Source organism: Peribacillus sp. FSL E2-0159, assembly GCF_038643155.1.
In the GTDB taxonomy this organism is placed as follows: Bacteria; Bacillota; Bacilli; order Bacillales; family DSM-1321; genus Peribacillus; species Peribacillus simplex.
Map to the genome: position 1 here is coordinate 1,939,133 of NZ_CP152053.1, position 15,360 is coordinate 1,954,492.

The following is a 15,360-nucleotide window of genomic DNA, read 5'->3' on the forward strand; positions in this document are numbered from 1 at the left end:
AACTGATATACACGGTTAGGGGATGATTCAATGGCTTGGTTTTTTCTTATTATTGCCGGATTTGCCGAAATTGGTAGTGTTATAAGCCTAAAACGTGCAGACGGGTTTAAAAAATTGCTCCCCTCTGTAGCGTGTCTTTTTTTGGGGAGTTTAAGCTTTTATTTTCTATCCTTGTCATTAACTTCTCTTCCAGTGGGAACTGCTTATGCAATATGGACCAGTATCGGCTCAGTTGGAAGTGTTTTAGCAGGAATGATCTTTTTTAATGAACCCAGAAGTTTAAGATTAAGCCTATTCATAATGTGTATCATTGCAGGGGCTATAGGTATCAAAATGACTTCTGGACATTAAAATCAGAGTTTTAAATAGGAATAAGTGAATAAAGAAAAAAGGTACGATACCTATGGACGAGAAGATATGAAAACTATTCAAGATTGGATAAAGGACTATAAAAAATGACCTTTAATTTAATAAGCTAATAGATAACTCCAGTATGGTGCGGGAGTCATTCTATTTAGGCTCCATTGGTAAAGAATTGTATATTCCATGTATTCTTAAATTGATTAGTATAACTCATCAAAATTACCAAAATGGTATGTTAAGCGGACCGGTAGGCGATTTCTTGCTAATAAAAAGTTCAAATCTCCATCTGAATATTTGAGGGGGGTTTTTGCAGCATCGATCATCGGAATGATTATATTTATTCTCTTACCTCATCAATCTCTAAATGTATATGTTGGTATAACCTCTTCGCCTACGGTGCGATTATCATTACTCAAAGAGATGTATTCTTTGCTCTTATTGAAGAAGTAGGAATCCCGCGAGAAATAAGTGGTGCAGCAGTTTCTATAGCCTGCTCAGTTGGATATGCCCCATCTATGTTTGCATTTATTCTATATGGAAGCATGTTAGATCAATCACAAGGAATAGAAGGCAAAAAACTTGTCTTTTTGACAATGATTGCGTTCGCAGTCAAAGGTTTTTTATAAGCAGCTTAGTTAAAATCGCAAACAAGAAAAAAGAAAATCAACAAAATTTAGAAAAAAAGAAATAAATACTTAATTAAAGGTGGGGAAAAAATGAAAATTGGATTAGAAACAGAAAGCTATCACTTGCAATTTATTACAGGTCGAATGGATATTTTCGGTTTTATCAGAAAAACAGCTGAATTGGGATTAGACGGAGTCATGATCAATATTGTTCCATGGCCAGGGTTGTCAGGATGGGGCACTTTAGAATCATTTGAACCGAAATATTTAGAGAGAGTAAGAAAAGAAATTCAAAAGTATGGATTTTTCGCTGAAATAGACACAAATGGAAGCGATCCGGAACATCTAAAAGAGGTCATTGAGGCAGCACATAGAATCGGAGCGGATGTGATTCGCACGTATACATGCTTAGGAGAGTATGATCCGGAAAGATTGAAAAAAGCACCAGGAGATATTAAACAAATTGTACCATTATTAGAGAAATACAGGATAAAACTAGCTGTGGAAAATCATGAGGAAGAGTTAACTGATGAGGTTATTCAAATTATTCGTGAAGTCAACAGCCCTTGGGTTAGCGCTCATTGTGATGTGGGCAACGGAATGATGGCATGGGAAGATCCCGTTGAAGCTGTAAGAAAATTAGCACCATATGCATTCACAACCCATTTTAAGGATCATATTATCATTCATGATGGCGAGGATTATAGGGTATGTGGTGTACCCGTAGGGACAGGCAATATTGATACAGAAGAATGTTTTAAAATACTGGTTGAGAAATCTACTTTAACTAGAATCAACGTTGAAATGTGTTTTCCATATGCCATCAATTTTAAGAGAGAGCTTGGTGCAGGAGGAGTCTTTGCGGTTGGAGAAGGAGCTTTCAAGGTTGAACAACCTCCTTATGATTTAAGTGTCATTAAACCATTGGATTACTATTATCCTCCAAAAGAACTTTTAGAACAAATGATTGAAGATCAAGAAAAAGGTACAGAACAATCAGTTAAGTATACCCTTGCTTTACGAGATAAATATTGCAGATAAATAATATGTAGAAAGCAGGGGTGCAAGAGTAAAGCTTCATCGCATTACTATTTACAGCAGTTCCAGCTTATACTCTCTATTGGGTTGATAGAGAGACTCTTTTGATTGCTATCATTACTGTCGCATTGCTTTACGAATTTCAACACACGGTTCTTTGATAAGTGTCGCATGTCTTGTTGAAGTAACGGAAACGTAGTTCAATAAGACATTAATAACTAACGTTTTAAACCAGCCCCTCCAATTAGAGAGGGGCTTTTATCTTATTCTCAAGTGATTTTTGACTATTTCTACACTTTTACTGATTCAGTATATACTTATGATGTTTCATCCTGCCGTGAATTTTTTTGTAAAAGATCACGGATTTCCTTTAAATATTGCTCGGATGCCGGTACCGCTTCCAAAACCTCTTCCTCGTTCGCTTGTTTTTTTCTAATAAGAGAATTCGCTACCTTCATAAACATGAAAATCGCAAAAGAAATGATCAAGAAATCAATCACTGCTTGGACAAATTCACCGTATTGAACAACTGCGTTTCCAACTGTGATAGATAACGAAGAAAAATTGACTCCTCCTAATAAAATTCCTATTAGCGGTGTGATAATATTATTGACAAGTGATGAAACGATCTTCCCAAAAGCAGCACCCATTACTACAGCTATTGCAAGATCGAGAACGTTTCCTTTGGTAATAAACTCCCTAAATTCCTTTATCATCGTAACTACACCTTTCTTTTTTAATTGATAAAAGCATATCAGAAACATGGTGAAAATTGAATAGAATAAAAGGCATCCATTAATTCCAAAGATAGGACCATCCATCCGTTTAATCATTTGAATCCGTTAATATATATTGCAATGACGGCACTCCAATCAAAGGAGATAGAACGCAATTTTCCATTCAAACATTAAAGAGCAGTTATAATAGCAGGTCTTATTGTAGAAGGATTTAAGAATGGTCATAGAACAAAGCAAAAAAGTAATTGAAGGGAGAGCGGGAACGACTAAGGCGTCAATTTTCAATGTCTATAAGGCAGGTAAAGCCGTTTTCAACAACTTGAGGAAGGAGGTGAATATTAATGTATTCGTTTGGCGATAATTATATTATTGTACTACCCCCTAAGTGGTACTCCTCCATTGTTAAAAGCCCTTCTCTATAATCGAGAGGGCTTTTTTTGTTTAGCGCTTTATTAAATAATTTTTGTTTATAGGAGCTTTTTTGGACTGCATTTAGATCGATTTGGATTTTTTATATTTCTGTCCAACCAAAAATATCAGCGGTGAACCTATAATGCTTGGAAGAAACCAAAAAATTAATGGGTTCCATTGATTCAAGATAGTTATATTGGATACATTTACTACAAGAATTGCAGTACAAATAGCGATATAGGAACCGAGCATCCCGCTAATATGAGATACAGTCCAGTTTTTCCATTTCCTCTTACCGGCAAGATAGCCTATAAATGCGAAAGAATAAGAAAATATCCCAATGAAAAATAAATATGCACTGCTTTCCCAATTCAATATTGCCATTGTCAGGGATGTGACAAAGACTACTACATATGCACTGTGATAAATTTCACCACAAATTGTATGCATACCTCTTTTTTTCTTTGAAGACATAGCACCTATTCCACTAATAAGACATGTTGCTCCAGCGAAAATATGAATGAACAGAATGATCTTAAAGATAAGCAACTTTCCCTTCGTTAAATAATCATTATCATAACGTATAGATTAAATATTTATTTTATTATAATACAAATATTTACCAAAAATATGAATGTTAATTTGCAAAGAACAATAAAGGGTCAGTGCGGTACACAAAAGGGAATTGTGTATCGTTCTTTTTAAGGAAAAAGGAGGATTTTACGTTTCATTTGAAGAATGTTTTGACGAACGGGGGTGGAATAATTGCGACAACATATTGAACAGGATTTATCTAAAGAGGATATTTTTAGAATGATTGTTAAGCACCTTGATTTATTTCCGCTGACTAGTCTAGAGGCTATCAGAGAAGTGATTGGAAGTTCATTAAAACAACGAGGTTTGATAGGGGGGATAACCAATCAAACAGGAGCCGCTCCTGTAACATATAACCGGAAAATATCAGACCAGGATATCCAGTTTTTAAATGATTGTATTCGTGACCTTTTAAATAGCCGCGTTATCCAACCTGGTATTAATGATGATAATCTGGATTTACCATGGATTCATGTTTCAGATAAAGAGAAACTTAAAACATTGGTGAACTCCCTGTATTAACTTTTTACATATTAAAGCCCTTCTCTAAATCGAGAGGGGCCTATTTTAGGTGAGAACTTCCTTATCCGATAATTGCATTTCCTATATTTTTAACCCGTAAGATGGGATTCAAACATATCGATAATTTCAAGGAAACGTTCGGCTTCACGGAAAACGTGATCAGCCAATAGTGGATGGATAATGCTCTTGATTTTGCATTCTTCGATTAAATCTCTGGCGGTTTTCTTAAAGTCTCGAAGTGATACGACGGAAACTCGGTTCTGATCTAGAAATTGATCCAAAAGAGGAGTGGTTTGAGATTGCGGTTTCATGGATTCTAAGTCTACGGCTTGAAAGACTAATTGATCAAAATCATTGCTAAAATTACGCGCCATATCCACCAGCTTTCTTTCCGATGGATCAAGGAGATGTCCGATGAATTTTGCATGATCCGCCATGATCCTTAAAAAGAAAACATTTTCTTTGATGATGGCATCTGCAAGTGGTTTCAATTTACCCTCATTTAATTCTTTTAATCGTTTTCTGAAATAATTGGCTTCCCTGCTTGTGTGGTCGACTAAAAGTGGGAAATTGTTTGCACCAGGTAATTTACAGGTGAGTATCAACCCCAATACCTTCCTTTTGAATAAAAATATTCCTGTAGCAGCTTGTTGCACTTCCGAGTTAAATCTCCTGATCTGTTCAGGATCAGTTTGGTTTGTAAATATATGGGATTGCTGTTCTATCCGTTCAAATAACTGATAAAACTGATTAGCCTCCTCAATTAGCTGCGTATCTTCACATCTAAAACCTAGTCGTAAAAATAACGAATGTTCCTTCATTATTCTTGACCAAAAACGAATCTCATCTAAAGAGCGTGCAACAAACATTCCTGATTTATTCCTCATAGCTTCCTGTATGTCTTCATTCATAACTAAAGCCCCCTTATTAAAACAAATCCACTATTAAAAGCATATTAATAAGGGGGCATTAGTATTCTGCTCAAATTAAAATCAATTAAGACTATCCTTTAAGCACCTCAAACCGATGAGTTTTTATTGTATTCTTTTGTAGGGGTAATACCATGATTCATTCATGTTCTTGAAGAGAAACAAGACGAATAATGTATTACATGAATTTAACGAGAATGGAAAATGGATTTTGAACCTAGGGAGGTACCAAAAGACTGTAACGTTAGAGCTTCAAAGGGGGAATCAGATACCATGTAACCTTGTTGGAAAAACATCGGCAGCCACTCTGTATTTGAAAAAACCCTTAGAGTTAATACATTCTAAGGGTACCCGTATATTAATCCAGAAGTTTCATTAAGTTACTATTGATAGTCATTTGTCACAAAGTTCATTTATTTTTTTCGTAAGCTCATTAAACTTCTGGTCGAGTTCTGTGTACGCTTTATCGTTTGGAGTCATAAAGCAAAGCTTTCCCAAAACTTCTTGTCTTTCTGTTTCAAGTGTTAATCGCAGTTCTTCCAGATCATCTCTTTTTGGGGGTGATTCATACAATTGCTTTTGAATGTGAATATTCGAAATGACGAGTTTGCTGCTTGTCGTTTTTTCGAGAAAATATCGATCATGCGAAACGACGATTAGCGTTCCAGTATACTGTGCTAAGGTATCTTCAAGTTGTTCCCGTGAAGCTAAGTCCAGGTGATTTGTCGGCTCATCCAAAATGAGCACATCTTTTTCTTCTAAGATATATTCCATTAACTTACATTTCACTCGCTCACCCATACTCATATTCTTAATGGGATCTGTCCATTGAGATGCCGTGAAGCCTAAATGCTTCATTAATGTTTGAACGTTCCCTCTCGACTCGAAAGTTTCTTTATGAAATAGCTGGGAGGGTGTTAGTTCAAGTGGTAAATCAAACACTTCTTGCGTCAAATAGCCAATTTTTGCAGATGGTGAAATCCATACATCGCCCGCACAAGTATCATGTCCAAGAATTATTTTTAATAATGTCGTCTTTCCACTGCCATTAGGACCTATTATGGAAACCTTCTCACCATGCTGAATCGTGAAATTGACGTGTTTAAATAGTGTTCGCCCGTTAAAAGACTTAGTTAAATCCTTAACTTCCAAAAAACGTTTTCCCGTCTTGTTTTTTGCTTTAATTGAAAAGCGTACAGTATATTCTGATTCAACAGGTTCTGCTTTTGCCTTTTCAAGCTCTTTTTCAAGACGCTTTTGTTTAGATTTTACTTGTGCATCCATTCGCTTTGCTTTTACGCGATAGTATTCCTTAACTCCTTCCTTTTTCGTCGATTGGGAATGGGCTTTTTTTGACCAAGAATTGATTTCATTCATTTGTCCCTCGATCCGTTCAACCATTTTTTGCTGTTTTTCATATTCACGTTGTTGTGTAAGTCTTTTTTGTTTACGAACCTCCATATAACTAGAATAATTCCCTCTGTGTTCAATTAGCTTTTTATCTTCAATCGACCAAATTTTCGTTGCTACAGCATCCAAAAAATAACGATCGTGCGAAACAAAAATAATGGTACCACTATAATTTTTAATTTGTCCTTTGAGGAATTCTAAACTTTCCTCATCAAGATGGTTCGTCGGTTCATCTAATAGTAAGAGGTCTGCATCTTTAGAAAGACCTTTTGCAAGTCGGGCTTTCAATTTTTCTCCCCCGCTTAATTGTGGGAAGTCATGGCTTGGTACATGCATTTTATCTAGTAATTTAACTTCGGAAGAGGTCTTTTCCTCTGAAGAATGCGACTCGACTTCTTGTTCTACCATAAAAACTTTCAAGCGTTGCTGCAGCCATTGGAATTGTCCATGTGCAGGCTTTAAATCATTATTAATTAATTGCAATAACGTAGATTTACCGGCACCATTTTTACCAATGATACCGATGATCTCACCTTGTTGAACACTAGCGTTTACATTTTCAAAAATGTTAAGGTCCAATACTTCATAGCTAATATTGGTTAATTTTAATAGTTCTTTCATATAATCTATCCCTCTCCTTAAAGGGAGAATAAAAAAAATCCTCCCAGTTCATATGGAAGGATTAGTCATACCTGTGCATTATCAAATAAGAGCTGTTTTGATTATAGCTCTGTAAGTTATAGAAAATGGGCAGACTAATCCTATTTCGTATGATTTGAAATATGTGATTTCAAATTTTGAAAATAAGATTAGTTAATCATCGGCCACCCATCATCCCTTCTGATATTAATAAAATCAGTATAGCATAAAATAAACTTTGAAAACAAAAGGAAGCAGCATAATACTTTGCTTTCAATCTAATTTTAAAGATTTATAATTGTTTTAACTCGATCAAATACCTTATTATAAGGTGGGCAATAGTACTGCATATTTCCTATATGAGTGTTTATAAGGGTTATGATAAAATCATAAACATTTACCACCATAGGGTTGTTTCCTTGAGGAGGACATTAATATGGAATATATAAAGGGAATCGATGTTTCACATTGGCAAGGTGCTATTAATTGGGAGGAAGTTGCAAAGGCAGACGTGGAGTTCGTGTTCATTAAAGCAACAGAAGGAACGAGTTATTCCAAGCTATCCTATTTCAAAAAAAATGCACCACAAGCATTGGCAGCGGGATTGAAAGTCGGGGCCTATCACTATGCAAAGTTTGCAACTGTTGCAGAAGCAAAGGCTGAGGCTGCATATTTTTTAGATTCTATCAGCTCTTTTGCTTTAAATTACCCTGTTGTTCTTGATCTTGAAGAAAATAAAAAAAAGGCAAAGAAAAAAACGCTGACAGATGCAGCAATAGCTTTTTTAGAAGCTATTGAAGAGGCTGGATACACGGCTATGCTGTATACAGGTAAATACTTTCTCGAAAATACTTTAGATGAATCAAGGTTGACGAACTACGCTTTGTGGATTGCCAGATACAACAGCACGTTGGGACGCAGCACAGATATTTGGCAGCATTCTGATTCAGGTAAGATAAGCGGAATCAGCACAAAGGTGGATTTGAATATAGCCTATAGGGATTTTACAAATACAATAAATACTTTTAGGACGCACAACTCCTGTGCATTGAATAACGAAACATCCACAACTTATACTGTAACAAAAGGCGACACGCTTAGCTTCATTGCAAAAAAACATAAAACAACGGTAAAATCTCTTGTTAGTCTTAACGGAATTAAAGACCCAGACAAAATTTATATCGGTCAAAAATTAATGCTGAAATAAGTAAAGGCTCTTCTCATTACGAGAGGAGCTTATTTTTGATATTCCTTATATTTCTTTAAGTTCGTCAATTGCTACTTCTGATCTTTCCTCCAATGGTCCTCTTAGATGAACTGTAGCCGTTCTTCCATCTTCATTTAAATTATCAATCCATACTGAAGTGCCATTATATCTCACCTCAATGTCAGATGAAGAAGAAAGAATCTGTTTTACACGCTTTACATCCACATATATCCCTCCCTGTTAATTAGTCTACCTATTATTTGGGGAAAGGCTTAATTTTATTCGTTTATTCAGGGGATTATTATTGCAACTAAAATCAGTATAAGGCGCAATGATGTTTAACCTTCCATGATATCCGTCGTGAATATTTAAAGTAAGTGCTTTTTGAAAAGGTAAGAATTCTTAATCTTAAAAATATTGAGTTTATCTGCTAGAATGGATAAGATTGTAAAATAAATTTTGAGGTGATGAATTTGAAAAAACGAAGGCTTCTGGCAGTCCTTTTAATACTTTCTGGCGCAACCGTACTATTTACATGCATGCAACAGCCAAGTGGAGCCAATGCCGCCAAAGAGAAACTCAACTTTAAGAAGCTCGATGTCGATGAATTTTTTGCTGAACGTGATGGAACTTTTATATTACGTGAAGTGAAAAAAGGCAAGACTTTTATCTATAATAATGAACGGGCCGAACAAAGATTTGCGCCGCAATCGACTTTTAAGGTGCCTAATGCACTCATCGGATTACAGGTAGGGGCTGTCGAGGATGAATATGACATTAAATATTGGGATGGAGTGAAAAGGGAAATAGACATATGGAACCAGGATCATACGCTTGGATCTGGTTTAAGGAACTCCGTTGTTTGGTATTATCAAGCAATGGCCCGTGACATTGGAGAGAGTCGAATGGAGGAATGGATTCATAAGATTTCTTATGGCAACCAAGATATTAGTGGCGGGATTGATCAGTTTTGGCTAAGCAGCTCCCTCAAGATTTCTCCTATTGGGTAGGGAGCAATTAAAGTATTTTGAAATAGGTCGAAGATTTAAATCCCACTTTTTCTTAAAAAGGGAAGTTGAATGGATACCTCCTATTCATATGGAGCTAATGGGACGGAAGGGTTGAATAAGGAAGTAGATACAATGGGACAATATTGAAGGAGAAAGTGTTGTTGGGTTTGAAGTCATATACGCATTTTTACATGCTTTTAGGGGGGTATCATGGAACTATCGTTATTATTGGAATATGGCTGGGTGTTAATTATTCTAATTTTTTTAGAAGGTTTATTATCTGCTGATAATGCATTGGTTTTAGCCATCATGTCAAAGCATTTACCAAAAGAACAGCAAAAAAAAGCGATTAATATTGGGTTGCTTTTGGCTTTTATATTTAGGATAGGTGCAATCTTCATTATTTCGTACCTTTTCCATGTTTGGCAAGTTCAAGCAATTGGGGCTGCATATTTGATTTTCATTGCATTAAAGCATTTACTAAAAAAGGACCATGGGGACAAAGAGGAAAAAGGGAAAAGCTACCGTATGACCGTTGCACAAATTGCATTAGCTGATATTGCTTTTGCTATTGATTCCATTTTAGCTGCAGTCGCTCTTGTCATTGCCTTGCCAGATACACCAATGGGTGATATAGGAGGTATGGATGGGGCAAAATTCATTGTTATTTTATTAGGAGCAATTGCAGGTTTAATCGTCATCCGGTTTGCAGCAGGGTACTTCGTTAAGATACTGACGGAGCGACCTAGCCTCGAAACGGCAGCCATGTTAATCGTTGGTTGGGTAGGGGTTAAGTTATTAATGCATACTCTTGCGCATCCAGCCGTGCACATTATCCCTCACGATTTTGTTGAAGGACCGATTTGGAATATAATCTTTTGGTCAGTCATGCTTCTTATTGCTATAGGCGGATGGTTTTTATCTGGAAAAACAGTGAAAAACGATAAGCAAAACGACTAATGTTATCAGAATAAAAAAGAGTTGAAAAAGTTCGGGTTAATTATTATTAACGTTATGTTGCTAAATAAGGATTTAAGACCCACTTCAAATTTGAAATGACCCCAAAAGTTAGATACTTTATTTAATTAGGCAACCTTGTGGGCATGAACCCGGTAATCTGCTGGGCTCATGCCTTTTGATTTCACTTGATTCGTCGGTGATTAAAATAATGGATATAATCTTCTGCTATTCGTTTGAAATGCTCCATGCTGTCGAACTTCTGTAAATAATGTAATTCGGATTTTGGCAGTACTGCGGGAATATAAGAAAGGGCAGAGCTCTTTTTATATTCAAATCCATAACCAGGTCTGATTGGCTAGGATCCACATTCCGTAATTTTCTATTTTTTATGGCTTTGCAGACGTGTAGAACGTGCCTTATACCGGAAAATTTTTAATGAATCATTTATAAAGGTCTAAATCCTTACAGTATTTCCGTACTAACCGTGATGCTTTTGATTGGCTAATGGATAAATGATGAGCAACCTTCCTTGTATTCCTGTATTTTGTATAAGAGGTAACAATCAGGTTTCTTTCAAGTTCTTCTAACGCTGTATCTAATGAATAATTTTGGGGCATTTGACTTGATTTGTTCTGGATTGTGCTGTTTTGACTAAGTGACATTTCTTGACTTGGGGTTTCTTGAGCATTTTTTTGTTGCAGTATTGTCGGTAAATCAGATACTTGAATGATAGCATCACTGGTTACAACTAAGCTTTCTATTAAATTCTCTAATTGTCGTATATTTCCAGACCATGGATATTCATAAAAAATATCGAGGACTTCCTTCGATATAATACGATTAACTTGATACTTTTTATTGAATACTGAAAGAAAATAGTAAGATAGCGGGATGATATCTTCTTTTCTTTCCCTTAATGGCGGTATTTGTAAATTAACCACATTAAGTCGATAATATAAATCTTCCCTAAATCGTTTTTTCTGCACCATCTCAACTAAGTCTCGATTGGTAGCGGAAATAATACGAATGTCCACTTTCTTTAGTTCTCTGCCCCCCACAGGAAGAAATTCAAGGTCTTGAATAACCTGTAAAAGCTTAGCCTGAATATTAAACGGGATTTCTCCTATTTCATCCAAAAATACGGTACCGCCGTTTGCCATTTCAAGTAGTCCTTTTTTTCCGCCTTTGTTTGCCCCGGTAAAAGACCCATCCGTGTATCCGAAAAGTTCTGATTCTATTAATTGTTCCGGTATGGTGGCACAGTTAATTGATAAGAAAGGCGAGTTCTTTCGAGGTCCTCTATTATGAATGTATTTAGCTAACACTCCTTTCCCTGTACCAGACTCCCCTTGAATCAAAATGGTCGCATCAACCATAGAAATCTTATCGCATACCTCCATTACATTGTTCATCTGTTCGTTGTTCGTAATTACGCTTTCTTTATAGGCATTCTTTTCTCTTAGTTCTTCTGGTTCCTGTTCCTCTGGAATGTATAGCCCTTTATAGTTTGGTTCTTGTGCTGTTGTAATAATTAGTTCAATTTCCTGTTCATCGTTGAGTAAAGGAATAGCTGTTGTAATCAGCTCCTTTCCAATATATGAAACTTGCTTTATTGTAACCGGTTTCTTTTCTTTCAAAACAAAGGGTAAAATACTAGGTTTCCAATATCCTTTGGAGAATATTTCATTATTATGTTTTCCAACTATTTCGCTTAACTGCTTTCGATAATGCCTTTCATAAGCTTTATTTGCGTAAATAATGCAGGCATCTTTGTTAAGAACATAAATCTCATTAGGTGAATGATCTAAAATTTTTTTCAATATCTCAGTACTCATTTCAATTCTTTCTTCATTATTCATTAAGTTTTGCATGAGTTAGCTCCCTCCATTGCCTTTTAAGATGTTAATGAGTCTATATTAACTAGAATGAGTCTATTATGGTTAAATTGAGTCAATTATAAATCATATTTATACAATAAAGAAGGGGAAATAGTAAAATATCGGTAATAATAGGGAGCTGTTGAATTGGCATTATCCTTGCATAAGAGTTAAGTAAAGCATGCTGCAGAAATAAGGAAATATGATGCCAATCGGCAGAGGAGGTTTAAAAGTAATACCTGGATCCTTATTCAGAGCAAGTCTTTATATTCATTATTAAAAGGAGGAACTGCCATTATGTCTACAAAAGAAGATATGAAAAAGTTGGACTATACACTACCTTATAATCATTATGTGGATCCCGAAGTCATGAAGGAGGAAAAGGAAAATATTTTCTATAAAAACTGGATTATGGTTGGGCATACAAGCCAGGTAGAGAAGGTTGGAGACTTCTTTACATTTGATTTGGTTGGGGAGCCGATTATTGTAACACGGGGCAAGGACGAAGAGTTGCATGCTTTTTATAATATTTGCCCTCACCGTGGTGCGATAGTCGAGCGTACAGAACAGGGCAATAAAAAAATTCTCCAGTGTATTTATCATGGATGGACATTCCATTTAGATGGTAAGGTGAACAGGACTCCAAATTTCAAAACAAATGATATAGAAAAACCTAGCTGCATGACTCCAATTCGTTTAGAGTTACATCAGTCGATGATATTTGTAAATCTAAATCAGGATGCACCTGCTTTCGAAACAGATTATCAATCTTTTTTAAATAACATAAATGAATATACATTTCTTAGTTCCTTAAAAAAGGTCAGGGAAAACCGTCGAATCGTTCAAGCTAACTGGAAATCGATCATTGACAATTATTTGGAATGTGATCATTGTCAAATTGCACATCCTAGCTTCTCGAAGGCCTTCGATTTAACTAAATATAGTATTACTCCTTGTGATAATTTTTCCTATCAGTGTACAACAGCTAGTGATGAAGAAGAAGGTCCTGGTGCCCGTTTTTACTGGGTTTGGCCGAATACCATGATAAGTATATACCCAGGTACTGGAAATATGACGACGAGCCATATCATCCCGGTTGATGAAAAAAGTTCATTGGCAATTTATCGTTATTATTTTGCTGATGAAAACTTGACTGAAGACGAGGAAGATTTAATTAAATTTGTAGATCAAGTGCGGGAAGAAGACTTCGAATTAGTTGAGTTATTACAAAGTGGATTACATTCTAGGGCTTGTGGAAGAGGAGTATATTCTCCGACCGAACACGGTTTGAAACATTTTCATCAATTAGTCACAAAGGCGATGCAAAGCTAGTCTGTAATCTATAAATGACCTAATGTTCGCTGAATTGAAAGCGCTTTATATGTTGGTCATTCGTTAGGTGAATTATATTAAAGCTGGAGCTGAAAGTGTAAGTTATCATACTATCAAAAAGCATTGAAAGAGGGGTTCTTTTATTATGAAACAATCAAATGTTGATAAAGCAATCTTTTGGCCGGCTCTAGCTATTCTTGCTGCTTTATCAATTCCTGTACTATTAAATCCTAAACGAGGGACTGCAATCCTCGGAGACCTTCATCATTTAATTGCCGAGAGTTTGAGTTCATTATATTTATGGGCTGTGGTGGCGGCTTTAGGTTTCTTGATTTGGCTGGCGTTTAGTAAATATGGAAAAATAAAATTTGGTGCGCCTGATACCAAGCCGGAATTTTCGACATTCAGTTGGTTAGCTATGTTATTTACGGCGGGAATTGGTGCAAGTATCACGTACTGGAGCGCGATTGAATGGGCGTATTATTACACTGCTCCGCCTTTTGGGGCCGAACCAAAAACAGCGGCTGCGGCAGATTGGGCGTCTACATATGGATTATTTCATTGGGGCTTTAGTGCATGGGTACTATATTGTCTACCTGCTTTGCCGATTGCCTATAATTTATATGTGAGGAAAAATCCGAGTGTGAAATTGAGTTCAGCGTGTGAAGGTGTTCTCAAAAAGGGAGCAAATAGCTGGTTAGGAAAAGCGATTGACGTTTTTTTCATGGTTGGCCTGGTTGGAGGAATAGGAGCTGCTCTAGGCTTGGGACTTCCGATGATTTCTGAAGGTATTTCTGAATTATTTAATATACCACGAAGCCTTTTGTTAGATATGTCGTTAATAGTAGTCCTGACATTAATCTTCTGTGTTAGCACGTATTTTGGTCTGAAAAAGGGCCTAAAAAGATTAGCTAATATCAATACGTACCTTTTTTTAGCACTTTCTGCATTCGTTCTTTTAGCTGGTCCAACTTTGTTTATAATATCCAGATTCACGGATAGCGTTGGGATTTTGTTACAGAATTTCTTTCGTATGAGTTTCTACACCGACTCTGTTGCCAATTCTGGATTTCCGGAAGCTTGGACGATATTCTACTGGGCCTGGTGGTTTGCTTGTGCTCCTTATATGGGCATATTTGTAGCGAAAATCTCGAAAGGAAGAACGATAAGACAAGTCATTTTTGCTGAATGTATTGGAGGAACTGTAGGGTGTTGGGCGGCGTTTTCCATCATGGGTAATACAGGTCTTTACTTTGAACTTAATAAACTTGTTCCTGTCATTGACATATTAGAGAAAAAAGGTGGGGAAGCAGCCATTGCTGCCATTTACCAGGGGCTTCCCGGTGGCAGTATTGCCTTGTTTGCCATTATGATTATCACCCTTATTTTTCTTTCTGCTACACTGGACTCTTCGTCATTCACATTAGCAAGCGCTGCATCAAAAAAGTTGTCATTAGATCAAGAACCATCTGGATGGCACAAAATATTTTGGGCGTTGGTCATAGAGCTTGTAGCGTTTTCCATGATGTTCGGTGGAGGACTGCATGCTCTTCAATCAGTAGTAGTCATTACTTCCGTTCCACTCATCTTAATAATGGCGATGGCATCGATATCGCTCATTAAATGGATAAAAGAGGATCAGGCAGGAAGTAGCAGTATAGAAAAAACCATCAACGAAGAACCTACAAAACTAACATCTTAAAGT

14 protein-coding genes and 1 pseudogene are annotated in these 15,360 nt (G+C 36.3%); 9 read left to right on the forward strand and 6 right to left on the reverse strand.

Translation table 11 applies throughout. The features are described 5' to 3' along the window. Positions 1-30 precede the first annotated feature (30 nt). Both NYE63_RS09625 and NYE63_RS09630 read left to right on the forward strand, forming a co-directional pair. Entirely contained in the window at positions 31-351 is a 321-nt protein-coding gene (locus tag NYE63_RS09625) for a multidrug efflux SMR transporter (RefSeq protein WP_342604940.1), read from the forward strand. 728 nt (positions 352-1,079) lie between these two features. Further along, positions 1,080-2,030 (forward strand): sugar phosphate isomerase/epimerase family protein, encoded by a 951-nt coding sequence (locus NYE63_RS09630; RefSeq protein WP_342604941.1) that lies wholly within the window; start codon positions 1,080-1,082, stop codon positions 2,028-2,030. A gap of 314 nt (positions 2,031-2,344) precedes the next feature. Here NYE63_RS09630 and mscL read toward each other — a convergent pair whose 3' ends face one another. Further along, positions 2,345-2,743, reverse strand: coding sequence for a large conductance mechanosensitive channel protein MscL (mscL, locus tag NYE63_RS09635; RefSeq protein WP_063234559.1), 399 nt, complete (start codon positions 2,741-2,743; stop codon positions 2,345-2,347). Positions 2,744-2,981: 238 nt separating this feature from the next. Here mscL and NYE63_RS09640 point away from each other — a divergent pair, with 238 nt between their 5' ends. Then, a complete protein-coding gene (locus tag NYE63_RS09640) occupies positions 2,982-3,125 on the forward strand; it encodes a hypothetical protein (protein WP_342604942.1) in 144 nt (47 codons plus the stop codon). A gap of 131 nt (positions 3,126-3,256) precedes the next feature. Here the strand turns inward: NYE63_RS09640 and NYE63_RS09645 are convergent, their stop codons facing one another. Beyond that, entirely contained in the window at positions 3,257-3,724 is a 468-nt protein-coding gene (locus NYE63_RS09645) for a DUF2306 domain-containing protein (RefSeq protein ID WP_342604943.1), read from the reverse strand. Positions 3,725-3,940: 216 nt separating this feature from the next. On the opposite strand from NYE63_RS09645, the gene NYE63_RS09650 reads away from it, so the two are divergent. Beyond that, positions 3,941-4,291: a hypothetical protein gene (locus NYE63_RS09650; protein ID WP_342604944.1), complete on the forward strand. Its 351-nt coding sequence runs from the start codon at positions 3,941-3,943 to the stop codon at positions 4,289-4,291. Positions 4,292-4,380: 89 nt separating this feature from the next. Here NYE63_RS09650 and NYE63_RS09655 read toward each other — a convergent pair whose 3' ends face one another. Then, positions 4,381-5,202 carry a DUF2935 domain-containing protein gene (locus NYE63_RS09655; RefSeq protein ID WP_342604945.1) on the reverse strand — a complete coding sequence of 274 codons (822 nt, stop codon included), beginning with the start codon at positions 5,200-5,202 and terminating at the stop codon, positions 4,381-4,383. Positions 5,203-5,613: 411 nt separating this feature from the next. After that, positions 5,614-7,251 carry an ABC-F type ribosomal protection protein gene (gene abc-f, locus NYE63_RS09660; RefSeq protein ID WP_342604946.1) on the reverse strand — a complete coding sequence of 546 codons (1,638 nt, stop codon included), beginning with the start codon at positions 7,249-7,251 and terminating at the stop codon, positions 5,614-5,616. Between the two features lie 454 nt (positions 7,252-7,705). Between abc-f and NYE63_RS09665 the strand changes: the two genes are divergently transcribed. Then, on the forward strand, positions 7,706-8,476 hold the full coding sequence (locus tag NYE63_RS09665) for a GH25 family lysozyme (RefSeq protein ID WP_342604947.1): 771 nt from the start codon (positions 7,706-7,708) through the stop codon (positions 8,474-8,476). A 45-nt stretch (positions 8,477-8,521) separates the two neighbouring features. On the opposite strand, the gene NYE63_RS09670 is transcribed toward NYE63_RS09665, so the two are convergent. Further along, positions 8,522-8,701 carry an H-type small acid-soluble spore protein gene (locus tag NYE63_RS09670; RefSeq protein ID WP_076368724.1) on the reverse strand — a complete coding sequence of 60 codons (180 nt, stop codon included), beginning with the start codon at positions 8,699-8,701 and terminating at the stop codon, positions 8,522-8,524. Positions 8,702-8,949: 248 nt separating this feature from the next. On the opposite strand from NYE63_RS09670, the pseudogene NYE63_RS09675 reads away from it, so the two are divergent. Further along, positions 8,950-9,480: pseudogene (locus tag NYE63_RS09675) on the forward strand (penicillin-binding transpeptidase domain-containing protein); the annotation flags it as partial. 216 nt (positions 9,481-9,696) lie between these two features. Beyond that, positions 9,697-10,446, forward strand: coding sequence for a TerC family protein (locus tag NYE63_RS09680; RefSeq protein ID WP_148356841.1), 750 nt, complete (start codon positions 9,697-9,699; stop codon positions 10,444-10,446). Positions 10,447-10,886: 440 nt separating this feature from the next. Here NYE63_RS09680 and NYE63_RS09685 read toward each other — a convergent pair whose 3' ends face one another. Continuing rightward, positions 10,887-12,305, reverse strand: a complete 1,419-nt coding sequence (locus tag NYE63_RS09685; protein ID WP_342604948.1) for a sigma 54-interacting transcriptional regulator — start codon at positions 12,303-12,305, stop codon at positions 10,887-10,889. Positions 12,306-12,620: 315 nt separating this feature from the next. Here NYE63_RS09685 and NYE63_RS09690 point away from each other — a divergent pair, with 315 nt between their 5' ends. Continuing rightward, entirely contained in the window at positions 12,621-13,655 is a 1,035-nt protein-coding gene (locus NYE63_RS09690) for an SRPBCC family protein (RefSeq protein ID WP_342604949.1), read from the forward strand. A gap of 145 nt (positions 13,656-13,800) precedes the next feature. Continuing rightward, positions 13,801-15,357: a BCCT family transporter gene (locus NYE63_RS09695; RefSeq protein ID WP_342604950.1), complete on the forward strand. Its 1,557-nt coding sequence runs from the start codon at positions 13,801-13,803 to the stop codon at positions 15,355-15,357. Positions 15,358-15,360: the final 3 nt, after the last annotated feature.

Excerpts from the sequence above, each read along its gene's own strand:
- NYE63_RS09625 (WP_342604940.1), top strand. The coding sequence starts at position 31 with ATGGCTTGGTTTTTTCTTATTATTGCCGGATTTGCCGAAATTGGTAGT.
- NYE63_RS09630 (WP_342604941.1), top strand. The coding sequence starts at position 1,080 with ATGAAAATTGGATTAGAAACAGAAAGCTATCACTTGCAATTTATTACA.
- mscL (WP_063234559.1), bottom strand. The coding sequence starts at position 2,743 with ATGATAAAGGAATTTAGGGAGTTTATTACCAAAGGAAACGTTCTCGAT.
- NYE63_RS09640 (WP_342604942.1), top strand. The coding sequence starts at position 2,982 with ATGGTCATAGAACAAAGCAAAAAAGTAATTGAAGGGAGAGCGGGAACG.
- NYE63_RS09655 (WP_342604945.1), bottom strand. The coding sequence starts at position 5,202 with ATGAATGAAGACATACAGGAAGCTATGAGGAATAAATCAGGAATGTTT.
- abc-f (WP_342604946.1), bottom strand. The coding sequence starts at position 7,251 with ATGAAAGAACTATTAAAATTAACCAATATTAGCTATGAAGTATTGGAC.
- NYE63_RS09665 (WP_342604947.1), top strand. The coding sequence starts at position 7,706 with ATGGAATATATAAAGGGAATCGATGTTTCACATTGGCAAGGTGCTATT.
- NYE63_RS09680 (WP_148356841.1), top strand. The coding sequence starts at position 9,697 with ATGGAACTATCGTTATTATTGGAATATGGCTGGGTGTTAATTATTCTA.
- NYE63_RS09685 (WP_342604948.1), bottom strand. The coding sequence starts at position 12,305 with ATGAATAATGAAGAAAGAATTGAAATGAGTACTGAGATATTGAAAAAA.
- NYE63_RS09690 (WP_342604949.1), top strand. The coding sequence starts at position 12,621 with ATGTCTACAAAAGAAGATATGAAAAAGTTGGACTATACACTACCTTAT.
- NYE63_RS09695 (WP_342604950.1), top strand. The coding sequence starts at position 13,801 with ATGAAACAATCAAATGTTGATAAAGCAATCTTTTGGCCGGCTCTAGCT.